At 67.1% G+C, this 25,213-nt stretch carries 14 protein-coding genes; 7 read left to right on the forward strand and 7 right to left on the reverse strand.

Features of this window, described 5'->3' with window-relative positions:
* Positions 1 to 766 precede the first annotated feature (766 nt).
* Both E0H50_RS09630 and E0H50_RS09635 read right to left on the reverse strand, forming a co-directional pair.
* Positions 767 to 1,240 carry a hypothetical protein gene (locus tag E0H50_RS09630; protein ID WP_131286284.1) on the reverse strand — a complete coding sequence of 158 codons (474 nt, stop codon included), beginning with the start codon at positions 1,238 to 1,240 and terminating at the stop codon, positions 767 to 769.
* A 9-nt stretch (positions 1,241 to 1,249) separates the two neighbouring features.
* Entirely contained in the window at positions 1,250 to 10,384 is a 9,135-nt protein-coding gene (locus E0H50_RS09635; RefSeq protein ID WP_131286285.1) for a LamG-like jellyroll fold domain-containing protein, read from the reverse strand.
* Between the two features lie 483 nt (positions 10,385 to 10,867).
* On the opposite strand from E0H50_RS09635, the gene E0H50_RS44470 reads away from it, so the two are divergent.
* The 6 genes from E0H50_RS44470 to murQ all read left to right on the forward strand — a co-directional run bounded on the left by E0H50_RS44470 (position 10,868) and on the right by murQ (position 18,733).
* A complete protein-coding gene (locus tag E0H50_RS44470; protein WP_420323242.1) occupies positions 10,868 to 11,200 on the forward strand; it encodes a 4'-phosphopantetheinyl transferase family protein in 333 nt (110 codons plus the stop codon).
* Positions 11,201 to 11,281: 81 nt separating this feature from the next.
* Complete coding sequence (locus E0H50_RS09645) at positions 11,282 to 13,852, forward strand: glycoside hydrolase family 3 N-terminal domain-containing protein (protein ID WP_238150868.1); 2,571 nt, start codon at positions 11,282 to 11,284, stop codon at positions 13,850 to 13,852.
* Positions 13,853 to 13,861: 9 nt separating this feature from the next.
* Complete coding sequence (locus E0H50_RS09650; RefSeq protein WP_131286287.1) at positions 13,862 to 15,145, forward strand: exo-beta-N-acetylmuramidase NamZ family protein; 1,284 nt, start codon at positions 13,862 to 13,864, stop codon at positions 15,143 to 15,145.
* A gap of 44 nt (positions 15,146 to 15,189) precedes the next feature.
* Positions 15,190 to 16,866: a serine hydrolase domain-containing protein gene (locus tag E0H50_RS09655; protein WP_238150869.1), complete on the forward strand. Its 1,677-nt coding sequence runs from the start codon at positions 15,190 to 15,192 to the stop codon at positions 16,864 to 16,866.
* A 35-nt stretch (positions 16,867 to 16,901) separates the two neighbouring features.
* Complete coding sequence (locus E0H50_RS09660; protein WP_131286289.1) at positions 16,902 to 17,789, forward strand: MurR/RpiR family transcriptional regulator; 888 nt, start codon at positions 16,902 to 16,904, stop codon at positions 17,787 to 17,789.
* A 59-nt stretch (positions 17,790 to 17,848) separates the two neighbouring features.
* Positions 17,849 to 18,733 carry an N-acetylmuramic acid 6-phosphate etherase gene (gene murQ, locus E0H50_RS09665; protein WP_131286290.1) on the forward strand — a complete coding sequence of 295 codons (885 nt, stop codon included), beginning with the start codon at positions 17,849 to 17,851 and terminating at the stop codon, positions 18,731 to 18,733.
* On the opposite strand, the gene E0H50_RS09670 is transcribed toward murQ, so the two are convergent.
* Positions 18,725 to 19,888 (reverse strand): low temperature requirement protein A, encoded by a 1,164-nt coding sequence (locus tag E0H50_RS09670; protein WP_202868080.1) that lies wholly within the window; start codon positions 19,886 to 19,888, stop codon positions 18,725 to 18,727. The genes murQ and E0H50_RS09670 overlap by 9 nt on opposite strands.
* A gap of 202 nt (positions 19,889 to 20,090) precedes the next feature.
* Here E0H50_RS09670 and E0H50_RS09675 point away from each other — a divergent pair, with 202 nt between their 5' ends.
* A complete protein-coding gene (locus tag E0H50_RS09675; RefSeq protein ID WP_131286291.1) occupies positions 20,091 to 21,005 on the forward strand; it encodes a hypothetical protein in 915 nt (304 codons plus the stop codon).
* A gap of 12 nt (positions 21,006 to 21,017) precedes the next feature.
* On the opposite strand, the gene E0H50_RS09680 is transcribed toward E0H50_RS09675, so the two are convergent.
* The 4 genes from E0H50_RS09680 to E0H50_RS09695 all read right to left on the reverse strand — a co-directional run bounded on the left by E0H50_RS09680 (position 21,018) and on the right by E0H50_RS09695 (position 25,212).
* Entirely contained in the window at positions 21,018 to 22,466 is a 1,449-nt protein-coding gene (locus E0H50_RS09680; RefSeq protein WP_131286292.1) for a ketol-acid reductoisomerase, read from the reverse strand.
* A 75-nt stretch (positions 22,467 to 22,541) separates the two neighbouring features.
* Positions 22,542 to 23,633: a Gfo/Idh/MocA family protein gene (locus E0H50_RS09685; RefSeq protein ID WP_131286293.1), complete on the reverse strand. Its 1,092-nt coding sequence runs from the start codon at positions 23,631 to 23,633 to the stop codon at positions 22,542 to 22,544.
* Positions 23,626 to 24,390, reverse strand: a complete 765-nt coding sequence (locus tag E0H50_RS09690) for a ThuA domain-containing protein (RefSeq protein WP_131286294.1) — start codon at positions 24,388 to 24,390, stop codon at positions 23,626 to 23,628. The genes E0H50_RS09685 and E0H50_RS09690 overlap by 8 nt, the downstream gene beginning before the upstream one ends.
* Before the next feature lie 18 nt (positions 24,391 to 24,408).
* Complete coding sequence (locus E0H50_RS09695; protein ID WP_131286295.1) at positions 24,409 to 25,212, reverse strand: carbohydrate ABC transporter permease; 804 nt, start codon at positions 25,210 to 25,212, stop codon at positions 24,409 to 24,411.
* Between the last annotated feature and the right edge of the window lies 1 nt (position 25,213).

Genomic DNA, 25,213 nt, shown 5'->3' on the forward strand with positions numbered 1-25,213 from the left:
CACGCTTCGACACGTCCTCATTCATCTGGCGCCTCCGCCCAATCCTGGATCCCTTAGCCAGGACGACTGTCCTAGACCATGGACTCAACGGATGCCGCAGCCAACGTTTCTGTGGCCACGTCAGATTCGACCACCATGACGCGAGGTAGCTGAGGTTGACGACAGCTTGTTCGCCAAGACGCCGTCTGCGTGTTAGTAGCCTCCAATCACGCGTCGATGACGCGCAGTCCGCGCCGAGTGCGACCGATGGGACTGGTGAGATGCCGGCACCGGCGTTCTTTCTCGGCACGATCAGGGTGCCCGACGCACGTCTATCCACTGTCCGGTCGCGTCTCTGGAGCGCCTGCCTGCGGATAGGATCTCCGGTAGCTAGCGGCGCTGTGAGAGGAGCAGGACCGCGAGTACTCCGTGCTCGTCCAGCCGAGGTCCTTCAGTCGGTGCTGGCCGTCCATCATCCTGGAGTCGAGGCGCCACAGGTGGTCCGCTCGTGTGATGCTGTCGCGAGTCACGAAGCGCCTGACCAAGCCCCAACACGAGCTGACGAACCAGCGATCCAGAATCCGCGATGCGTGGGGCGATCACAGCTCTGTGGTCCCGGCTGGCGATAGCGATGCCAAATGCGGGACGCGGCGCACCGTCCCACCCAGTTCCCCGAGCACTACCGACGGCTCCGCAACCATCAGCGAACGTGATCCTCACCGCCGATGACTGCAGCCCATCACCAGACTCTTGCTGAGCTCACGACTCTACATTCTGTGGAACACAGTCATATCGCTTTGATATCCAGCACTAATGATTCGAAATCCACTCCGCCGACGCCGTCACTACAATGTAGTCGAACAATGCCATCCGGTTGCGGATCGATCAGAATCCCTGCATTCCCAATCCAGGCGTGCGTGACGCCGGTACCATCATCCCAGCTATTCCAAATTCTGACATTCCCCTCGAGGTTCGCAGCTTTGGCGGTCCGGCGCTGTGGAACAATTTCTACGGCGAATGGCGAAGGAGCGCTGTCGATCCATACGATTGCTTTCGACAGTAGGCGGCCATTGATCCGCAGGTCCACACCGCGAGCTGACAAACTGATGCCGTGGCGCACGGTAGTCGAGGCACGAACGACCGCAATGTCTACCCGCTGGATGTCTGGTGGAACAGCCCATTCATACGACATGTGAGCCGTATTGCCATCCACGTCGATCGGACGCCCGTCCGATCGTAGGAACCGGTCACCTAACGTCACTGCATCACCTTAATATCCTGGGAACCTGAATGGGTCAATGGCAGCATGATCCTGTGGCCACCGGGGCACAAAATTTGTCCCACCGTCTCGGTATGGTACAGGTTCATGGCTCAATTCCATCGATTCCTTTCCCCCCTTGTCGGCGTTGAAACGCCGGGGAGCCGAGCCCCGTTGCATGCGGTCGAGGTTGTCCTTGCTCCATCGCTGGTCCGCTCCAGGCTTCGCCGCCTCGTTCTTCCAATAGCGTCCGCGAACGGTGGTCCAGGACGGAGAGTTCCCTGCTTGCGTCGGATTGTAGACCGGGTCACCGACACGCCAGGGGCGGGCGCCACCATTGAAGAATTGGAGTCCAGGCGCAGATTCTGGAACCACTGACGTCCCAGGGGTGCAGCCGCACGGCGCTTCGACGGCCTCGGCCGGCGCCCGCCCGCTGCGTCCGCCCCTCCCGGTCTCGATAGTGCCGCGACCGGCAACGCCTCCGACTTGCGGAGGGCCAGGTTCTCCACCGCCGCAGTCGGCGGACTCACAAATCTCGATACCGTTAAACCAGTTGTAGTTGCCGGTGGATGCGACGTTGGAGATGACGGATCCGGCGGTGTCGAGGGCCGTTTGATATTGCTGGTTGGACCAGTCGGCGGTTTCGTCGGTCAGGTCGCCTTCGGAGGTGACGACGGTGGCCGGTGTTGTGGGGTCGCCTGGGCAGAGGGCCGGGTTGCCGTTCGCGCAGACAGGGTCACCAGGCGGCGGCTGACTGATTGTCTTGGCGTCCTGCTCGAGGTCTTCGCGTTCCTTCTTGACCTTCTTCTTCAGCTGGCACTGGGCATCGCACCTCGGCGGGGGCTTCTGTTTGCAGCTGGCCGACTTGCATTTCGGCTCACAGTTCCGTTTGCACGTGCCGTCGCCGTCGCCGGGGTCTCCGTCGCCGTCGCAGCCCTTCTTGCATCCGCCGTCTCCGTCACCGTCTCCCGTTTCACAGGTTCGGGTTGTCGGTTTACATGGATTGCAGGAATTAGTCTTCTTGCAGTCCGGCTTGTCATCGTACGGATCACAGGTGAGGCCGTACTGCGGATAGATCTCCGGGCCACTGATCGGCTTTTTCGGATCGTGGTAGCAGTGGCTGTCGGAGCCGCCGGGATCGTCGTACAGGTGACCGTCGGGGTCGTTGAACGTGAGTGGGTTGCCGCCTGCGTAGGCATACAGGTTGAGCGTCGAGCTGGCCGTGCCGGCGTTGTACGACACCGTGTCTCGGGTGTTGAAGGTTCCGGTTGATGGGTTGTACCAGCGGGCTCCTTGGTTGATGTCGCCGGAGCGGGGGTCGGTCCAGTCGCCTTGGTAGCCGATGCGGTATTTGAGGCCGGTGGCGTTGGTGGAGTTGCCGAAGGGGTCGTAGGTTCGGGTGTCGGGCAGACCGGTGCCGAGCGTGGTGTCGGCGGGGTCGAAGCCTGCGATGACGTCGCCGTGGCGGTCGGCCAGGACGAGGCGTTTGGTGGTGTCGTAGCCGACGGACAGCAGTCCGTCGGACGCTCCGCGGCCGAAGAATTGGGTGCCGTCGGAGACGACCTCGTCGCTGAAGCCGTCGTAGCGCATCCGAGCGGTGCCCGCCTGGACGGGGCGGTCGAGGGCGTCGTAGGTGAAGTCGCGGTCGGAGCGGGTGATCATCCGGTCGAACGCGTCGAAACTGAACGCCTCATTCGTCGTGCCGGTGGTCTGCGTCAGCAACGCGCCACGGGGTGAATAGGTGTAGGTCGAGGTGCCGTCGTTCAGGAGCCGGTTGCGTTCGTCGTACGACGCCAGCGCCGTGCCCGCCTTGATCCGGTTGGAGTTCGCGTCCCACCCGTACGCGGTGGTGGTAGTTCCCTTCGTCCAGGACGTGAGCCGGCCGAGCTGGTCGTAGGCGTAGGTGTTGTTCCCGGCGCCGGCGACGCCGGTGGTGTTCTTCGAGGTGATGTTGTTATCGGCGTCGTACCCGTACGTGATCGAGGAGATCGACGTTGTCCCGGCTTTGAGTACGTCGGAGTTCATCCGGCCGTAGGCGTCGTACCCGATGGTGCGGATCCGCGAAGAGCCGTAGTCGATCGTGGCCAACTGCCCGGCGGCGTTGTAGCCGAGCGTCTGCAGAACCCGGGTGACCGGATCGGTGGCGGTTGCCGGACGACCGTTCACGTAGGTGAAGTCGGCGGTTCCGGCGGCGTCGATGCGTTGCGTGAGCTGACCGTCGGGGTCGTAGCCCTGCGTCGAGGTGCCGGAGGGTCCGTCGGCGCGCAGGAGCATGCCTCGGTCGTTGTAGGTGTAGGTGTTGACGCCGTCGAGCGCACTCGACGTCGCGAGCCGCCCGGCCAGGTCGTAGGTCAGGTTGCGCGCTGCGGTCGGCGCCTCCGCGTTCGCTCCGGTCTCGGTCTCGAGCCGCCCAGCCGCGTCGAAGATTCGCGTCCGCTGCACCCCGCCCGGGGACAGCAACGAGACCGCGTTGCCAGCAGCGTCATAGGACGCGGTCCAGGTGCGGTCGGTCAGTGCGGGATGCGCCGTGGTGGACGGTTCGATGACCTTCTCGGGTAGCCCGAGGGTGTTGACGGTGTAGGTCGTCGAGTTGCCGCGGCCGTCGGTGTAGCGGGTCCGGTTACCTGCGGCGTCGTACCCGTAGGAGACGCCGACCTGCTCGGTCGCCGACACCGGATCCACCTGCGAGGTCAACCGCCCAACAGCGTCGTAGGTGTACGTCGACGCACGGTTCCCGGACGCGGGTGTCGACGAGACCAGGTTGCCGTCCAGGTCGTACCCGAGCACTGTGGTCCCGAGCGCGACGTTGGATGCGTTCAGGGTCTTCGACGCGACCAGTTGTCCGGCCTTGTCGTACGTCGCAACGCTGCTGCGACTCATCGCGTCGGTGGAGACCACCTGCCGCCCGGCATAGTCGTACCCCAGCTGGGTGACCACGTTGTTCGGGTCGGTGGACTTGGTGAGCTGCCCGAGCGAGTCGTAGCTGCTCAGCGCGACCGCACCCGACGGCGACTGGGCACTGATGACGTTGTCCAGGTCGTCGTAGGCCAGCCGGGTGACGAAGTTCGCCGCGGTCGGCTTCCGCTCCACATCGGTGGAGGTGACGACCCGGTCGAGGTCGTCGTAGGTGTACTTCTTCACTGCGCCCAGCGGGTCGGTGGTCGACTCGACGTCCCCGTTCGGGGTGTAGGTGATCTTGGTGATCGCCCGCTCGTCGTTGGTCTTCCCAGGCGCGTCGACCTCGATCTGCCGGTTGAGGTGATCGTAGGTGAACCGGGTCGCGTTCCCGCGCTCGTCGACCTGCTGCAGCAGGTTCCCGACCACGTCATAGCTGAAGCTGGTCTTCGGCGTCACCGCCGTACCACCCGGTGGGGTGTACGACGGAGCAGTCACCTCGACAGTGCGGCCGAGCTTGTCGAACGTCGACTTCACCACGTTCCCGAGCGCGTCCTTCGACGAAGTCGCCTGCCCGAACGCGCTATACCCGACCATCGCAGTCGGCTGCACGTCCGCCGCCGCGCCGCCGTCCTGTTCGGCCTTCACCTTCGGCGCGACCGTCTTGATCAGCCGCCCGAGTTCGTCGTTCACATACGTCGAAGTGAAGTCCGCCTTCACCGCACCACTCGCGTTACCGCGCGGCGTCGTCATCGACGTCGCCAGCCCCCGCTGGTCGTACGTCCACGACGTCGTCATCGCACCCGAGGTGTTCTCGACCGTCTGCGACACCCTCCGCCCGGCCACATCAAACACATAACTGGTCGCCTCGGTCACCGTCGTCGGCCCAGCCAGCGTGGCATTCGACCAGTTACCGGTGTTCTCCGTGCGAGTCACATTGCCGGCCAAGTCATGGACATAAGTCGTCTTGCGCTGCAGACCCGCCGGATCGAGTGTCTGCGACGAGACCCGCCCCGCGGCATCGATCACGTACGTCGTCGTCGACTTGCCGTTATCCGTAAGCGCCGTGGTCCGGTTCCCCGCGCCGTCATACGTGTTCTGCTCGAGCATGTACGGCCGCGTCGACCCGTCGGGGTCGTGGAATCCCTCGAGCTTCTTGGTCTTGAGTGTGTCGTCGAGGTTGTAGTCGTAGGTCACCAGCCGGCCCATCGCGTCGACCTCGGCCCGCTTGCGTCCCGCCAGGTCGTACTGCGTCTTCGACCGGACCGCGTAGTCGATCCCCTCCCGCGGCCCGTCGACCGGCGGGTTGTTCGGGTCGGCCGGGAGGTTCATGTCCCAGACCTCGGTCGGCGTGTTCAGATCGGAATACTTGTACTCGAACCGGTTCCCGTTCGCGTCCTCCGACCACGTCCGGTTCCCCGCATCGTCGTACCCCTGCTGCGACAGCTTGCCATCGGCATCCACCGTCGACGCCAGCCGGTTGCGGTCGTCATAGGTCAACGTCGTGACCCGCGGCTCGTCCGACGTCTTCAAGTCCCTCGACGTAGTCCTCACCACGTTGCCGTCGGCGTCGTACTCGATCTCGGCCTTCTGCTGGTGCTGCTCCCCCGTCACCGCGTCCGTCGTCACCGGACCCGTGATCGCCGTGACCCGCGACATCTTGTCGTAGTCGTACGTCGTGACCACACCGCTCGGGTACGTGTCGGAGACCTGTGTCTCGGTCTTCTTCCGGCCGACCTCGTCGTAGGTGTACTTCGTGACCAGCCCCGATGGTGCGGTCGTCTGGACGAGCTCGCCGTACTGGTCGTACAGGAACTGCGTCACCGCCGTCGTCGACGCATTCACCTTCACCGACTCGGTCTTCAGCAAACCCGGCGGCATCGCCTTCCCATCCGGACCGAGCTGCACACCATCGGTGTACGTGTAGAGCTTGACGCCGCCGTCCGGGCTCACATCGGAGGCCACGTCACCATATGTCGTCAGGTTCGAGTACCGCTTGTACGTGTCGTCGGTCGCGCTGGCCGACCGCCCATCGCGCGAGGTGGCCAGCTTGTCCCACCGCGGATCAAGCGCCGGCCAAGCATCGTCGCCGTGGTAGGTCGTGTACGCCGTATGGCAATCGGTCCCGCCCGCGCCACGACAGGTCTTCGTCGACGTCACGTTGCCGCGATCGTCGTAGGTCATGCTGACCTCGCCACCCATCTCACTGGTGACCTTGGTGAGCTGGCCGGTCTTGTCATGGGTGTAGCTGCGAATCGCGTACCCGGTATCAGGCCAATGCTGCGTGGTGCCCGCTGTCGGGGGCTGGCTTGTGTCCTCGCCGAGCGGCCGGCCGGTACGCCGCAGCCAGCCGCCGAGCAGGTCGTACTCGTAGACGTAGTCGCTGTTGTTCGGGCCCGTCACGTGAACCACGCGGGACTTGGCGGCCTGGCTGGTCGAGCCGTTGCGGAGCTCCGGGGTGCCGACGGTCCAGGCTCCACCGTTCTCGTCGACGTACCTCTGGACCCGGTCGCTGGCCGGGTTGTACTCGATCTCGGCGGTCGTGCGACCACCCGCAGACGTGATCGAGGACAGTTGATCGGCCGCGTTGCGGCCCTGCTGCCAGTGCGCCGCCACGTCCCGGGTCGTGAGCGGGTGCGAGTACAGCGCGACCTCGTCGATCTGGCCGGTGAAGTACCGCACTGTTTGAGTCCCGTACGACGGCCACGCGCTCGGCGCCGCCGCGACAGACGCACCGATCTCGTTCACCGCGAACTGCTCGTGGTCGACCACGCTCTGAGTGATCGTCCCGATCGCGACGCCGTCCAGGTACAGCGACTGCCGTGTCCCCATCGAACTCAGCACGACGTGATGCCACTGGTTGTCGTTCACTGCACCAGCGGACGTCATCGGCTCCGCGGTGCCGTGCCAGAACTGTCCACGAAGTTTGCCGTCAGCACCGACGTACAGCACCGGCATACCACCGGTCGTCGCGCTACCCAGCCGCTGCTTCTGATATCCCAGCAACGGCTGGCTCACTGCGCCGCTCGTCTTGAACCACAACTCGACCGCTTCGTCGCGGCTCCGTGTCGCCATACCGTCCGGCAAGGAAACCCAGGAGTTGCCGGTGAACGACACCGACTTGTCCGCGTCGCCCACACCGGTCAGCGGGCTGGCCTGGTTGAACTGAACGTTGGTATACGTGCCGAAGCCGTCGCGCCACGACATGGCGGCTTCGTTCGTGGCGCCGGTGTCGGTGCCGTCGTCGGAGAACCGGAAGTAGCCGTCAGGCCGGCTGTCCATCACCGCACTGCGGTAGTGCGAGCCCTGCGCCGCGCCGTACGTCGTGCACTTCTGCTCCGCGTCACACGTCCTCGTCAGCACATCACCGGAGTACTCGTACGTCCATGTCAGCGCGGCGCCGTTCACCGGCTGCGTGCTGACCGACGCGACGTGCTTCTGGTCCGCAGTCCACGTGAACGTCAGCTTCCGGCCTGCGCCGTCCAGGCTCGCCGCGGACTCCAGTGTCCCGTCCGTGCGATAGGCCAGCGCGACCGGCTTGCCCTGGGTGCTGTAGATCTTGCTCAGCTTCCCCGCCCCGCGCGTGAATTCGTACTTCGTGCCAGGCACGATCTGGAGGGTCCACGGTCCGAGCGCGGAGACCCCCGTGAGGGTCGATTTCGTACCGCGAGGAGCGGCGTACGACCCATCAGCGTTCGCGCCGAACCGCACCTGACGACCATCCGGATAAGTCACCAGCGCGTACACGCCGGCCTCGGCCTCCACCCGCATGTCGTAGCGGCTCGACCAGCCCGCGCCGAACATGCCGTCGCGCCGCGGATCCAGGCTGTTGTACGTCCGCGAAACGTTCAGCTCCGGTCCCGCCACCGGGATCACAGCTTCCAGCGCCGATGCCGTGTAGTTGCCGACCGCCGGGTCGTACGGCTTGTCCTGAGACTTGCCGTCGTTGTTCGCGATGTGGCCGGTGATCGAAGGCTGCGGCACGTCGGTGAACAACGTGATCGGCTCGCCGATCGTGTGCTGTCCGTCGTTGTCCTGCACATAGATCTGCCACTGGTACTCGCGGTTCCACGCCAGCTTCCCGGCAGGCACCACCCAGGTCTTCGACGGCGTGTAGTCCCCGCTGAAGAAGCACCCCACCAGCGGGTCGTCGTCAACGACCTCACACACCCGGAAGCTGTACTTCAGCGTGCTCTCCGGCGCATCCGGGTCGATCCCTGACGCCCACACCTGCGGCGTCAACGTGTACGCCTGCGCCCCGTTCAACGGCCACACCTGCGACGGATCCACCACCGGCGGCACGTTCTGGATCGTGATCAGCCGCGCCCCCGGTACGACGCCCCAATCGGTGTACCACCGATGGACCGTCGTATCTCGGTGCACCATCGAGAACTCGAGCTGATAGTCGATCCCGGCGGCCGAACCCGGCAACGCAGCGACCGCAACATCCAGATTGATCTTGCCGCCATGCGGCACCGCCGCCGTCACCGGAGTGGACAGCACCGCCCAGTTCTGCAGCTTCCCGTCCTTGTAGATCCGGTAGCTCATGTAGTCGTCGCCCGGCTGCCACGTGAATCCACCCAGGTTCGTGATCGTCATCGGGAACTTGCCGGCCTTGTCCTGCGTGACGTAGTCCTCCGGCTTCTGCGCCCGGAACGCGTACGCCGCGTGGTACGGCGAATGCGTCACTGCGAGCTTCGGCGGGTTCGCGGTGGTGATGCCCGCGAACTTCTTCCACGAGTACCGATCCGTGCGCTGGTTCGCGAACATCGCGAACCCGAAGTTCGACCGCTGACCATCCACCAGGCTCTGCAGCCACGACACACCAGCCGCGTTGAACGGGATGTAGTCGTACGTCGGCTGGCACGCCGTCGTACCGGTCGTGTTCGACACGTAGCCACGCGAGAAACTGCTCGACGCAATCACCGACGGCGTCGTCGCCGGCCCCGGATACTTCAAGCTCGGCAGCGGCGTGGACTGCCAACCCTCCATCGCGCCGTACACATCCACCCGACGCGACGAACACGTATCCGCCTGGTAGTTGAACACCTCCAACTGCGCAGCGACGATCGTGTCGTACCGGAACGCATCCACCAGGCTCGGGAACGACAGCAACGACGTGTACGCGTTCCACCCGGACGCCGACGAACAGTTCGTCGTACCTGCCGCCGGACGGCACCCGATCTGCAAGTCGCTCGCACCGCTGACCGAACCGTTCACGCCCGCACTGACCGCGTAGTTCGGCGTCACCCGGTCCGTCGGAATCACCGTCGGATCGATCCGCACCGGGAACACCCGCGCCCGATCGTCCAACCATGCGCTGTCGGCGGTGACCTTCAACGCCTGACGACCATCGACCGTGACCAGCTCGTACGACACCGCACTCGAGGTCGCGCGCACCTCGACCGTGTTCGAGTCCTCCATCACACCGGCCGGAATCCGCGCCCGCTCAGTCCCGTGCTCATCACTCAGCACGACCTCGCGACCCACCAGAGACGCCGTCAGGTTGTCGCTCAGACTCAGCGGGAACACGAACGAGCGGGGCGCCGCCGCCGACTTGAGGACGATCGTCTCCTTGATGCCCCGCGGCTGCGACTCCAGTTCAAGATCGGTACCCGGCATCAGCTCCGGGAAGAGCACCTTGCTGCCCGCCATCTGCCCAGCGACCGCACCCGCGCCGGACCCACCCCAGCCGACGGTGTGACCATCCCCCAACTCGATCCCCGCCACCGGATCCGCGTTCGCCTGCCCCGCGATCCAGGAATAGACCTCCGTCGAGATCGTCTCCCAGCCGCCACCGTCTCGCGGCTGCAGATTCGCGTTGATCTCCGCCCACGAACCATCAGGCTTCTCGAAGTTCAACGGCGCCGGCGACACCACACTCGTCTCCGTGCCGTCGGTGTTGACGAACGTCTGCGTGAACCGGTCCCGCTTCTCCGGCAACTCGCGACTCGTCTGCTTGTCGAACCCCTTCACCGCCGCCTGCTTCGACGGCAACGCCTGCACAGGCTTCGGCGCAGGCTGCTCAGCCGCGGCGTTCACCGGCTTGGCCGCAGTCACCGGGAACATGTCCCGTACCGTCGGCGGCTCGACCTTGTTCTGCCCCGCCGCAAGCGGCGCCGGCAGCTTCCCAGCACCGACACGCTGCGCGGGAGCCTTCGCCTCGCCCTTACCCGACATCGCCGCGGGCGGCACAGGCGGCGGCGAACCCGCAGCCACGGCCTCGGGCAACGCCGGGCCGATACCCGTCAACGGAACTGCCAAGGCAGCAAGAACCGCCACCGATTTCGCAACGCGAACCCGGCGGCGGGCAGCACGAGAAGACAGCCTGGACACGGCCATGATGGATCCCCCTGGGGCGTGGACGACCTGCAACAGAAGCCTGGGGTCCCCCGACCCCGCCAGCGCCGGAACAGACCGTAGCACCAGGTGACCGTGCGCAGTCAGCAATCTGCAGCTTCCTGCAAATACCCGAAAATCTGTAACGCCGGCCGGCGAGGAGCGTCAGCGCGATACGTTCGGTTGGTGGGAGGTTCTGTTTACGTGTGGGTGGCGGCGGCTGGGGGTGAGCCGAGAGAGGCGGCCCATGGGCTGCTGCTTGAGCTTGCGGGGACGCTGGTCGGTCGGCCTCGGTTGAGTCACGACGAGGCGGGGCGGCCGGAGATCGCGGGGTTGGCGGTGAGTGTGGCTTACTCGGGGCGGTTGGTTGCGGTTGCTGCGGCGTACGGCGGGCCGGTGGGGGTTGATCTCGAGGAGATTCGGGGGCGGGAGGTCACGGGGCTGGCTGAGCGGTGGTTTGGTGTGCGGGAGTTGGAGTGGATGCGGCAGCAGGACGATGAGTTGGTCGCATTTCTTCAGTTGTGGACGGCTAAGGAAGCCGTTGGTAAGGCGCTGGGGGTTGGGTTGCGGGGGGCGGGGCTTCGGCGCGAGATGCCGCTGGGGGGTGGCGAGGTGGAGCCTGGCTTGGTGGTGACGCACCTGTCGTTGCCGGGTGCTGTGCTCGCGGTGGCGGCGCCGGTTGGCGTCGGGGTGTCACCTACTCTTGACCCGGCGTGTGTGCGTGGGTAACTTTCGCGTCGCGGGGGAGTATCTGTAATTCAATTACTTTGGCGTTCGCCCCTGCCCGCCTGGACTGAGTTGGTGACACCGATGGAACTGACCCGACGCCAGACCCTCGGACTCGCGGCGGCTACCGTCGCCGGGTCGACGGTCGCCGCCACCACGACCGCGAGCGCGCACACCGATCGCTGGGTTCGCGACACCCTGCGCCGGATGACGCTGGAGCAGAAGGTCGGCCAGCTGTTCGTCTTGTATGCGTACGGCCCGGCGGCTGACACCGCCGACGCCCGCAACACCAGCCTGTACGGCGTGGCGACGCCGGCCGAGGTGGTCGCCAAGTTCAACCTCGGCGGCGTCATCTACTTCACGTGGACCGACTCGACGAAGGACCCGCAGCAGATCGCCGGTCTGTCGAACGGCCTGCAAAAGGCGTCGCTGACGAACACCGGCATCCCGCTGCAGATCAGCACCGACCAGGAGTACGGCTCGGTGGTCCGGGTCGGACCGCCCGCGACCCAGTTCCCCGGCGGTATGGCGCTCGGCGCGACCCGCTCGGCCGGGTTCGCGCGCGCGGCGGGCGCGATCGCCGGGCGTGAGCTGAAGGCCCTCGGGATCACCACCGACTTCGCCCCGGACGCCGACGTCAACGTGAACCCGCTCAACCCGGTGATCGGCGTCCGCTCGGCCTCCTCCGACCCGGCGCTCGCCGCGGAGATCGTCGCTGCCCAGGTCAAGGGTTACCAGCGCGACGGCCGGATCGTGTCGACCGCGAAACACTTCCCGGGCCACGGCGACACCGAGACCGACAGCCACGTCGGGATCCCGGAGATCCACCACACCCGCGAGGAGTGGACCGAGATCGATCTGCCGCCGTTCCAGGCCGCGATCCGGGCCGGCATCAAGTCGATCATGACCGCGCACATCGTGGTGAAGTCCCTCGACCCGTCGGGCGATCCGGCGACGTTGAGCCGGCCGATCCTGACCGGGATCCTGCGGGAGCAGCTGCGGTTCGACGGCGTGGTGATCACCGACTCGCTGGGGATGAAGGGCGTCCGGGACAAGTACGGCGACGCGGAGATCCCGCTCCGGGCGATCGAGGCGGGCGTCGACCAGCTGCTGATGCCGGTCGATCCGGGGCTGGCGTACAACTCGGTCCTCGACGCCGTCCGGAGCGGTCGCATCTCCGAGGCCCGCATCGACGAGAGCGTCACGCGCATCCTCGCGCTCAAGCACGAGGGCGGTCTCGTCGACCGTCCGTACGTCGACCTGTCCCGCATCGCCAAGGTCGTGGGGACGCCGGCCAACTACGCCGAGGCCCAGCGCATCGCGGACCGCAGTACGACGCTTCTGCGCAACGACGCCGATCTGCTCCCGCTCTCCCCCGCGCCGCGCAAGATCGTGGTCACCGGGTACAGCCCCACCAACCTGGCGACCGCCCTGCAGAAGCGCGGCGCGACGACCACCGTGAAGGACACCGGCAGCACGCCGACCGACGCGAAGATCGCCGACGCCCTGGCCGCCTCGGCTGCTGCGGACCTGACCATCGTGCTGACCAACAAGGCCTGGGACACCGAGGTCACCGACAAACTGGCCAAGCAGCAGAAGCTCGTCAACGGCCTGCTTGCGTCCGGCCGCCCGGTGATCGTCGTCCCGGTCCGCGACCCGTACGACGTCGCGTACTTCGACGCCCCGGCGACCACGCTGGTCACGTACGGAAGCACCGTGGTGTCGATGGAAGCACTCGCCAAGGTGCTGTACGGCGAGATCGCGCCGACGGGCAAGCTGCCGGTGGAGATCCCCGCGAAGCCGGACCCGAACAGCCCGGACCCGGCACCGGTCCTGCACCCGTTCGGCCACGGGCTCTCGTTCGATCCGCGGGTGACCCGGCTGACAGTTGCCTCGTACAACATTCACGCCGGAGCCGGCGCGGACAACGTTTTCGAGCTCGACCGGACCGCGCGAGCGATCAAGGCCCTGGACGCGGACATCGTCGGACTGCAGGAAGTCGACGTGCACTGGGGCGACCGCAGCCAGTGGCTGGACACGATCGCGGAACTGGCCGGAAAGCTCGGAATGTACCCGGCGTTCGCGCCGATCTACGACCTCGACCCGCCGGCCGCCGGTCAGCCGCGGCGTCAGTACGGGGTGGGCGTGCTGTCCCGCTTCCCGTTGGTGCGGACGGAGAACCACCCGATCACGCGGCTGTCGACGCAGGACCCGGACCCGGTACCCGCTCCGGCGCCGGGGTTCCTCGAGGTCGAGGTCGATGTCCGCGGGCGCCGGGTGCACGTCTACTCCACCCATCTGGACTACCGCGGCGATCCGACCGTACGGACGATGCAGGTCGCCGACACCGTCAAGATCCTCGCCCAGGACCGGCGGCAGGATCTGCAGATTCTCGTGGGTGACTTCAACGCCGACGCCGCCGCGCCGGAGCTCGCCGGGCTCTGGACGCGGCTGACAGACTCATGGACGGCTGCCGCGGAAAACGTTGGCGGGCCGAACACCTATCCGGCGGTCGCCGCGAGCAAGCGGATCGACTTCGTCACCGTCGGCAGGGGCCTGACCGTCAGACGCGCCGAAGTACCCGCCGAGGTCCCGGTCGCCGACGCCGCCAGTGACCACCGCCCGATGATCGCCGACCTCTCGTTCCGTTCCTGAGGAGACCTCATGAAGCGACGCAGTTTGCTCGCCGGCGCCGGTGCAGTCGCCGCCGCCCCGCTCATCGACGCACCCACCGCCCACGCCGCGCAGGCCGTGTCCAGCCGCAAGGTGATGACCGGCGCCGAGGTGCTCGCGAAGGACGACTGGCGCGCGCTGTCCGGCCAGAAGGTCGGCGTGATCAGCAACCCGACCGGGATCCTGCCGGACTTCACACACCTCGTGGACACGATGCACGCGTCCGGCAAGGTGAACATCGTCGCGGTGTTCGGTCCAGAACACGGTTTCCGCGGCAGCGCGCAGGCCGGCGGTTCGGAGGGCGACCACGTCGATCCGCGGACCGGGATCATGGTGTACGACGCGTACGGCGCGAACGCGGACAAGCTGGTGAAGCTCTACACCCAGTCCGGCGTGGAAACCGTTGTCTTCGACATCCAGGACGTCGGCGCCCGGTTCTACACCTACATCTGGACGATGTTCGAGGCGATGCTCGCCGCGGTCCGGACCGGCGCGCGGTTCGTCGTACTGGACCGCCCGAACCCAGTCGGCGGGTACGCTCGCGGCCCGATGCTGAAACCCGGCTACACCTCAGGGGTCGGGAAGAAGGAGATCATCCAGCAGCACGGGATGACCGTCGGCGAGCTGGCCCGGATGTTCAACGCCGAGTACCTGCCGCTGGAGCCGAACGGCGGCCGGCTCAAGGAACTCAAGGTCATCGAGGCCAAGAACTGGAAGCGCGACCAGCTGTACGACGACACCGGTCTCACGTGGGTGATGCCGAGCCCGAACATGCCCACCCCGGACACCGCCCTGCTGTACCCGGGCCTGTGCCTGTTCGAGGCCACCAACATGTCCGAGGGCCGCGGTACGACGCGGCCGTTCGAGCTGATCGGCGCGCCGTACGTCGACTACAAGTGGGCGCAGGCCCTGCAGACCAAGAACATTCCGGGCGTCGCGTTCCGCGAGGCGTACTTCACGCCCACCATCAGCAAGAACGCGAACGTGCTGTGCGGCGGCGTCCAGGTGCAGATCACCGACCCGCACCGGGTCGAGGCGATCACCGCGGCGACGCACATGATCGTCGAGGCCCGTAAGCTCTACCCCGAGTTCACCTGGCGGGCGGAGACCCCACCCGGCCGGTGGATCGACCTGCTCACCGGGTCCGATCGGTTCCGGACCATGCTTTTGGCGGATGCGACCGCCGAGCAGATCGTGGCAGCCTGGAAGTCCGAGACCGACGCCTGGACTGCCCGGCGGGCGAAATATCTTCTGTACAAGGGCGCGCACCGATGAGACGGCTCGGCGCGCTCACGATAGCTTCGGCGGTGATACTCACGATGGCCTCCCCTGCCGTTGCTGGCAGCAACAACTCCGGCCGGTTCGACCGGCCGTACGACGGCTACGCGCCGAAGACCACGCTGCTGCGCGACGCGACCGCGGCGAAGGCCGGCCTGGACCCCGCGCCGATCGACGCCGCGCTGGCCCAGGTCGCCGGCTGGACCCAGCCGAGCGGTACGACGAAACCGTTGTTCGCCGGCGCTGTCACGCTGCTCGGCCACGACGGAAAGATCGTCACCCGGACGGCCACCGGCCTGGCGCTGAAGTACGCCGACGGGCAGGGCACCGAGCTGCCGCCGGACCAGCAGATTCCGATGCGCACCGACACGATCTTCGACATGGCCTCGGTGTCGAAGCTGTTCACGTCGATCGTCGTGCTGCAACTGGTCGAGAAGGGCAAGGTCGACCTGGACGCGCCGATCGCGACCTACATCCCGGAGTTCGCGGAAAACGGCAAGGAAAACGTCACGGTCCGGCAAGCACTCACGCACACGAGTGGATTTCCGTCCTGGCTCCCGCTGTGGAGCGCCCAGCCCGACCCGGCGTCCCGTCTGCACATGGCGCTGACGGCCAAGCTCATCAACCCGCCGGGAAGCACCTATCTCTACAGCGATCTGAACCTGATCGCGCTCGGTGAGCTCGCCCATCGGGTGACCGGGAAAACGCTGGACAAGCTGGTCGCCGACGGGATCACGAAGCCGCTGCAGATGCGCGACACCGGCTACAACCCGGACCCGAAGAAGAAGCAGCGGATCGCGGCCACGGAGTACCAGGCCTCACCGCCGCGCGGCATGGTCTGGGGCGAAGTGCACGACGAGAACGCCTGGTCTCTCGGCGGTGTCGCCGGCCACGCGGGCGTCTTCAGCACGGCCGACGACATGGCCGTGCTCGCGCAGACGTTCCTGAACGGCGGGAGCTACCGCGGCGCCCGGATCCTCAAGGAATCCTCGGTGACCGCGATGATCACGAACTTCAACCAGGGCTTCCCCGGCAACGACCACGGCCTCGGCTTCGAGCTGAACCAGCGCTGGTACATGGGCGGCCTGTCCGGACCGCGCGCGGCCGGCCACACCGGCTACACCGGGACGTCGATCGTGATCGACTTCGACTCCCGCTCGTTCGCGATCCTGCTCAGCAACCGCGTGCACCCGAGTCGCAACTGGGGCAGCAACAACCCGGCCCGACGCGCGGTCGCGCAGGGCCTCGCGCTCGCCCTCGGCGTCGGCCCGCGGCACGGCAAGGACGCCTGGTTCTCCGGTACGACGGACAACGCGACCAGCACGCTCGACGCGAAGGTCGCCGTACCGGCCGGGGGCGCGAAGCTCGCGTTCGACCTGTTCGTCGACACCGAGGTCTCCGATCTGCTGTATCTGGAGACGTCCGCGGACGGAACGACCTGGACGAAGGTTCCGTTCTCGGTGCGCGACCGGGGCTCGGTGGTCGACACCGACGGCTCGATCAGCGGTTCCGGCGACCGGCACTGGCACCAGGTGACCGCTGAGCTGAGCAGCGGCGAGCAGACCGTTCGCTGGCGCTACACCTCCGACCCGCTGTACCAGGGCCGCGGCGTGTACGTCGACGGTGTGAAGATCACGAGCGAGGCTGGTCTTCTTCTCGACGGTGAACGAACGCCTGAATCATTTACCGCAACAGGTTGGAGACTTTCGCGTCGGTGACCCCATCTCGTGGTTCGTCGCCGTACCGTGCTGTTATGAATTCGACAACCTCTCCAGAACCCACGGGGCCGCTGCTGGTCCGGGTCCGCGCGGTGATGCCCGCGCTGGCGCCGGCCGAGCAGCGGGTGGCGAACGCGGTCCTCGCGGATCCGGGCGGAGTGGCGGCGATGACGATCTCCGAACTGGCCGAGGTGGCGTCCACCTCGGAGACCACGGTCATCCGGTTCTGCAAGCAGATCGGCGTCCCCGGCTACCCGCAGCTCCGGCTGCAACTGGCGGCCCAGTCGGCGCAGGAGAGTATCCGGCCGGAGGTCGGCGGGGACATCGAGCCGGGCGACTCACTGGCCGACGTGGTCAGCAAGGTCGCGTTCGCCGACGAGCGTGCGGTCCGCGAGACCGCGCAGCAGGTCGACGTGGACACCCTGGCCAAGGTCGTCGACGCGGTCGTGAACGCTCCCCGGGTCGACCTCTACGGTTTCGCCGCGAGCGCGTTCGTGGCCCTCGACCTGCAGCAGAAGCTGCACCGGATCCGCCGGGTCGCGTTCGCCTGGTCGGACGTGCACATCGCGCTGACGAGTGCCGCGCTGCTCGGCGAGGGCGATGTCGCGATCGGCATCTCGCACACCGGCACCACGGTCGAGGTCGTCGAGGCACTCGAGGAGGCGGCCAAGCACGGCGCCACCACGGTCGCGGTGACGAACTTCCCGCGCTCCCCGCTGGCCCGGACCGCGGATCTGGTCCTCACCACGGCCGCCCGCGAGACGACGTACCGCTCGGGTGCGATGGCCAGCCGGATCGCGCAGTTGACCGTGATCGACTGCCTGTTCATCGGGGTCGCGCAGCAGGTACTGCCGGACGCGCGGAAAGCGCTGGAGGAAACCGCCTCGGCGGTCCGCGGGCACCGGCTGAAGGGGTCGGAGTAGCAGCCTGTCAAGATTCAACGGAATTGAAAATCCTTCAGTAGAAAACTAACATCGATCCCGTGACCTCACCGACCGAGCAGCGCAACCCGAGGACGCTGGCCATCGATGCGGTGGGCACGTCCGAAATCCTCCAACTGCTGAACAACGAGGACGCCCTGGTCGCCGGGGCGGTCAGCGCGGTGATCCCGGAGCTGACCAAGGCGGTGGACGCTGCCGTCGAGGCGGTCCGTGGCGGCGGCCGGGTGCACTACTTCGGCGCCGGTACGTCGGGACGCCTCGCGACCCTGGACGCGGCCGAACTCCTCCCCACGTTCCACGTCCCGGACGGACTGGTGGTCGCCCACCACGCCGGCGGCACCGAGGCGCTGCTCCGCGCGGTCGAGAACGTCGAGGACTCCGAGGAAGGCGGCGCCCGGGACGCGGCCGCCGTCACCGGTCAGGACCTCGTCGTCGGCCTCGCTGCTTCCGGGAGCACGCCGTACGTCGCCGGCGCCCTGAAAGCCGCCCGCGCGGCCGGGGCGACCACCGTGCTGGTCACGTCCAACCCGGACGCCCCGTTGGCGCCGCTGGCCGATGTCGTGGTTGCCGCGGACACCGGGCCCGAGGTGATCGCCGGCTCGACCCGGCTGAAGGCCGGCACCGCGCAGAAGATGATCCTCAACGCGTTCTCGACGACGCTGATGATCAAGCTCGGCCGCACCTGGTCCAACCTGATGGTCGACCTGGTCGCCACCAACAAGAAGCTCCGCGGCCGGATGCTCCGCATCCTCGCCGAGGCCACCGGCGCCGAAGAGGCCGCCTGCGAGGCCGCTCTGGCCGAGGCCGACGGCGAACTCAAGCCCGCCCTCGTCCATCTCCTGACCGGTACGCCGATCCCGGCCGCCCGGGCCGCGCTCGAAGCCGCGCACGGCCGCGTAGCGACCGCCCTCGCCGAACTAGGCTGACCGCTCCACCGGTGGCCGCAAGACCAGCGTCACCACGATCAGCGCCATGAAGAGCGCCGTCAGGGCGAACGGCACCGGGATGAGCGGATCCAGCAGCACGAGCACCGCGCCCACGGGTACGACGAGGTTGACCACGCGGTCGGCGTTGTCGCGCAGGGCGATCCACCAGATGCCGAGGACGAAGATCGCGATCGGGATCGTCACGGTGTAGGACGCCGCGAGCTCACTCAGCTTCGTGTGGTGGGTGATGCTGTCGATCTGCACCTCGATCCCGGCCGAGAACGCACCGGCCGCGGCGAACACGAAGTAGTGCACGTACCCGTAGCGGATCGAGCGCGCGAAGGACGTGATCGCCGTGTGGTGCGGCGGCCAGAAGTAGATCCACCAGAGCGCGGCGGTGACCACCAGCGTGAGCACCGAGAGCGCGATCAGCTTGCCGAGGTCCTCGTGTTCGTGGACGGCCTCGAAGATCGCGTTCGCCGACGCGAGCAGGCTCTCGCCGAGCAGGATCAGCGTGAACAGGCCGTACCGCTCGGTGATGTGGTGCGGGTGCCAGGGCGTCGTCCAGCGCCGCTCCGCCACCACCGGTACCGCCAGCTCGGCGAGCACGAACACGAACCAGGCGACGACGACCAGCTTCTCGGGCATCACCAGCGTGGTCAGCCACAAGACCTGCACGATCGCGATCCCGCCGGCATACCGCAGGGTCGCCTGCCGGCTCTCCCCGGCCGTGTGGGACGCCCGCAGCCATTGGGCGATCATCGCGAACCGCATCACGACGTACCCGAACACGACGACGGTGAAGTCGCGGTCGGCGTACACCGCCTCGATCCCGGCGGCGAGCACCAGGACGCCGCTCATCTGCACGATCGTGAGCACCCGGTACAGCCAGTCGTCGGTCGCGAAGGACGTCGCGAACCAGGTGAAGTTCATCCACGCCCACCAGATCGCGAAGAACACCATCCCGTAGGACATCAGGCCATCGGCGATGTGCTTCTCGGACAACGCGTGATGCAGCTGGGCGGCGGCGACACTCACCGCGACCACGAACACCAGATCGAAGAACAACTCCAGCGACGACGCGGTCCGGCCAGGCTCATGCGGATCCCGCGGCCGCATCGGAACCAGCCGCATCCGCGTCGCAGGAGATGTCATGGCGCACAGATTAGACGGAGCGGACGCGCATGTCCGGCAACTCGACAGTACGTATATGTCTACTACCCGCCCTCGCCCCGCTCAGCCGCCACCCACCAACCACCCGATCGGCCGACAGCTCCTGTCGAGCTGCAGACCCCGACCAGTGACCGTCCCACATGGAACACTCACTGTGAACGTTCGCGGACGAGAGGTAGCCGACATGCGGATGAAGATCGCCGCCGCCCTCCTGGTGGTCTTTGCCGCTCTGGCGGGCTGCTCCTCCACGGACTCCGCTTCCACCGCAGGGCAAGGATCCTGTGATGCCAAGCAGAAGCCGGTCAAAGCGGCGGTCGGCTTCACACCGGTGTTCATCCCGCTGCACATCACACTGAACTCCGAGGGCGAGGTCAGCGTGTCGTTGGCAGCCTCGTGGACGACACCGCTGGGGACCGTCGACCTCGAGGTCGCCAAGAACGACGACAAGCCGTCCAGCCCAGCAGTTCACCGGCTGGCGGTCAGCTATCGCAAGGATGGCCGGAAGCTGGTGGATCGCTACGAGATCCGCTGCGACCGGGCCTATCGGGTCTTCCTGAACGGGACGTTCCAAGCCCGGATCAGTACGGCCGAGACGGTCATCGAGGCGGCACCCGGGGTCGAGTCGACCATCATCGTCGTGGACGCCGAGTCGCCGGTCGGACCGAACCTGAAGCCGCTGCCGGAGTACCAAGCCTTACCGGCCGCTCGCATCGACCTACCCAACCCGATCGCTGAGCAAGGACTCGGCGCCGACCTCGACCCGAACCGGATGGTGGTCGGCAACTTCGTCCCCGGCGGCCTGGACAGCAGCGACGCGGACCTCTTCTGGTCGTACGGCGACGGGCTGTTCGCCGGGTACGACGCCTTTCTGGGGACCACGACCGCTGCCACCAAGACGCCGCAGCACTGTCGTCGCGATGCGAGTTCGCACGCCGCCGGGAAGGTGCCGGCCACCGCGCTGGTGGCCGGCAAACGCTTCTGCGTCGTGACCACACGAGGCCACGTCGCGCTGCTCACGCTCGCCAAGGTGCGCAAGGACTCCGACGATCCCGATCAGCGCGGTCTCACTTTCACCGTCCAGCGCTGGCTCAAGACCTGACGCCGGACGGCATCAGCCGACCGAGATGTCCACCGAAGGGCGGAGCCGGGCCGCTGCTGTAAGCGCTTCGTGGGCGGGGTTCTCCAGGAACCCCTTCACCAGTTCAGGATCCGCGGGGCGGTCGAGGTTCGGGAGGGCGATCTGTTCGTACGCCGCTTGGAAGCGCGGGCCCCAGCGGCGGGTGCCGAGGCGGGCGGTGCGGGAGCAGTTGTCGACCATGTAGGCGACGTCGCGGGCGTGCATGTACGGAAGCAGCGAGTCGACGGCTTCGATGACCGACTCGTTGACGATCTCGGACCACGCGTGCCCGCGGGCCGCGAACTCGTCCACCTGCGCCGTCATCGTCGCCACGAACAGCCCCGCGGTCAGTGGATCGATGCCGGCCGGCGCGGTATCGCGGCGGGCGTGGACCGCGGCGCTGTGCGACCACATCGGGCTGCCGCCGATCTCGGTCATCGGACGGGTCGCGAGCCGGCGTTCGGCCAGGATCACGCTGCGCAGTTCGGTGCCGTCGGCAACCTCGTCGTACACCTCGGCGACCAGGTCACGGGCCGGGCCGTACGCCGCGGAGTACGCCCGGTCGAACAGGTCCTCGTCCCCGCTCGCCGCCCGCACCGCCGCGAGACCGTGGTTCGAGATGGTCCGCGCGATCGGCCCGGTGATCGTCTCGGTGGACCGCTCGTACGCCGTCACCGGGTCCGCGCCCTCGATCCGGAAATGCCGGTACAGCGCCTCCACCAGACCGTGCACCGCGCCGAGCAGGATCGCCCGCTCACCCGCGATGTCGGACAGGTACTCGGACCGCAACGTGGTCGCGAACGTGTACGGCGACCCGAGCCCGATCGACCACGCGAGCGCCCGGTCCCACGCGTGCCCGTCCGGATCCGCGTGCACGGCGATGCTCGCGTTGATCCCGGCGCCGTTTACGGTCGCGCCCTGCTGGTACAGCCGCCGTACCGAGTCCCCCATACCCTTCGGGCACACCGCGATCACCGGATGCCCGGCGGGGAAGGCGCTGCCGATCGAGGTCAGGTGACCCAGCAGGAAACCGTGGGACAGACCAATGGTGGCGCCCGGCTTCAGGACCGCGAAGATCTCCTCGTGCTGCGCCGCCAGCGCCGCGTCCGCGATCAGCAGGAGCACCAGGTCCGCGGCCGCGGCGACCTCGAGCAAGTCCCCCAGCGTCCCGTCGTCCTCGCTGAACCCTTGCGCACGGGCGTCATCGACGGATCGGGACCCCGGCCGCAACCCCACCGACACGGTGATCCCGGCGCCGTCGAGCGAGTCGCGCAGGTTCAGCGCCTGCGCCCGCCCCTGTGGGCCCCAACCCAGGACGCCGATCCGCTCCACACCGTGCAACGCCGCGGGCAGCAGACCGAACAGATCCCGCCCGCCGCGCACGATGTCCTCGGACCCGCCCGGAACATCCATCCGCTCAACCCGAAACACCGAACTCTTCATGCCACCAGTCAACGGGCGGCACGGTCATTGCAGCAAGCGCAATGTCCGCACCGCCCCGTTGCAGGAACTGAAATATCAGGCTTCCAGGCCGACGGCTTTCAGGGGGTTGGGCCAGGCCTTGAGGGCGGCTTGGAGGGCCGGGTCCTGGGTGGTTGCCAGTGCTGCGGTGTAGGCGTCGGTGATGACGTCGGCGATCCGGACGGGAGCACCGGAGCCGGCGGATCGTACGGCGGCCTCGACCATCGCGAGGCTGACGACATTGGAGTGGACCTCGGACTGCGGCGTTGCCGACGTACGGACCGCGTCGACGAACTCGACCAGCGAACCGGCGATCTCCTCCGGCTCGTCGGCCATCACCGCGGGGAGTGCCTCACCGGAGGCCAGCGCGGCGATCGGGGCGTTGTCGCCGTCCCACGTCGCCGTACCGCCCGAAGTGCTCGCCCGCCAGCGGCCGTTCCACGACGTCTCCAGACCCGGTGCGCACCAGCTCCCGGTGAAGGTGAAGCGGCTGCCGTCGGCGTACGTGAAGATCGCGGACGCGGCCGCGTTGCCGTCGAACCAGCTCCAGGGCGGGTTGTACGAGTCGCAGTACACCGACACGGGCTCCGACCCAAGCAGCTTGCGGGACAAATCGAACTGGTGGATCGCCATGTCGACCAGCAGCGGCTCGGCCATCCGCTCCCGGAACCCGCTGAAGTGCGGGGCCTTGTAGAACTCGCACGACAGCGTCCCGATCGGGCCGAGCTCGGCGAGCTGTCGCTGGAAGGCGTTCACCGCGCGGAAGTAGCGACGCGACTGCGAGACCATCAGCAACTTCCCGCTGACCTCCGAAGCCGCCACCATCTGCAGGCACTCGCGGACCGTCTCGGCGAGCGGCTTCTCGCACAACACCGGGGCGCCACTCAGCAACGCTTCCACGCTGACCTTCGGATGGGCTACCGGCACAGTCACGTCGATGACTGCGTCGAACTCGGCAGCAAGTTCCCCGATCGAGGCCGCCACCGGCAGGTCGGTGAAGCCGTGTTCGTCGGCGGCGGTCCGGGCCGTCTCCAGGTCGAGATCGACCAGACCCACCAGCCGCACGTCCGGGTTGGCCGCGATGGTGCGCAGCCACGCGCGCCCCATCCCGCCGGCGCCGACCTGCAGCAGGCGCAAGGGTTCAGGCATCGGCAGGCTCCTCGATGGGTCCGGTGTACCCATGTCCGTTGAAGAAGTCGCCGGTCTCGTAGCGCAGCAGCGTCGGCACCGCGCGCTCGGGCCGGTCGGAACGCGCCCAGGCGACGCCGTTCGCAATCACCTTACGCACGTCCTTGTGGTGATAGACCGGGTAGTCCTGGTCCCCTGGCGAGAAGTAGAAGATCTTCCCGTGCCCGCGGCGGAACGTGCAGCCCGAGCGGAACACCTCGCCGCCGGAGAACGACGACACGAAGACCAGTTCGTCCGGGACCGGGATGTCGAAGTACTCGCCGTACATCTCCTGCTGCTCGATCACGATCGGGTGCGGGACGCCCTGCGCGATCGGGTGCGTCGGGGCGACCGTCCAGACCAGTTCGCGGTCCCGCTCGCTGCGCCAGCGCAGGGTGCACGTCGTCCCCATCAGCTTGCCGAAGATCTTCGACCAGTGACCGGAGTGCAGCACGACCAGGCCCATCCCGGCCAGCACGTGCTGGTACACGCGGTCGACGACCTTGTCCTCGACCTCACCGTGCGCGGCGTGGCCCCACCAGACCAGTACGTCGGTGTCCGCCAGCACCTCCTCGGTGAGGCCGTGCTCGGGCTCGTCGAGGGTGGTCGTGGTGACCGTCGCCTCGAGGTTCTCGCGGATCCCGGCGGCGATGGTCTCGTGCATGCCGTCGGGATAGATCTCCCGGACATGCGGTTCCACCTGCTCGTGCCGGTTCTCGCCCCAGACGAGTACGTTCATTGTTCTTGTCCTTAAGGGTTATTTGACGGCTCCGCCGATGGCACCGGCGGCGATGTACTTCTGTGCGGCGATCAGCAGCACGATGGCCGGGACGGCCGAGAGGACCGCGGTGGCCATCACCGCGTTCCAGTTCTGCACCTGCGTGCCGAGGTACTGGTAGATCCCCAACGTCACCGGCCGGACGCCGCCCTTCGTGGTCAGCGTCAGTGCGAACAGGAAATCGCTCCAGGAAAACAGGAAACTGAACAGTCCGGCGGTGATCAGCGAGTTCTTGCTGATCGGCAGTACGATCGCGACGAACGCCCGGAACAGCCCCGCGCCGTCCACCCGCGCCGCCTCCACCAGCGACGGCGGCAGCGAGAGCATGAACGACCGCAGGATCAGGATCGCGAACGGGATCCCGCTGCTGCAGTTGGCGACGATCAGCCCCGGGATCGAGTTCAGCAGCCCGATCCGCTCGTACGCCGTGTAGAGCGCGTTCGCGATCACGATCCCCGGAATCATCTGCGAGATCAGGATCGCCAGCAGCCCGACCGACACCCAGCGGGACCGGAACTGCGACAACGCGTACGCGCACGGGGTCGCGATCGCCAGGCTCAGCACCACCGTCCCGGCCGCGATGATCATGCTGGTGACGAGATTTCCGCCCTGCTCGTCGAGCGCGCGTTTGTAGCCGGAAAACGTCGGATTCAAGGGCAGGAAACCCGCCGTCAGGGTGTTTCCGGACGGCTGCAGCGAGGCGTTCAGCATCCAGTAGACGGGGAACAGCATCACGCACAGGATCAGCACGCCGATCACGGTGTACGCCGTACGTCGCATCATG

Source organism: Kribbella sindirgiensis (assembly GCF_004331435.1).
In the GTDB taxonomy this organism is placed as follows: domain Bacteria; phylum Actinomycetota; class Actinomycetes; order Propionibacteriales; family Kribbellaceae; genus Kribbella; species Kribbella sindirgiensis.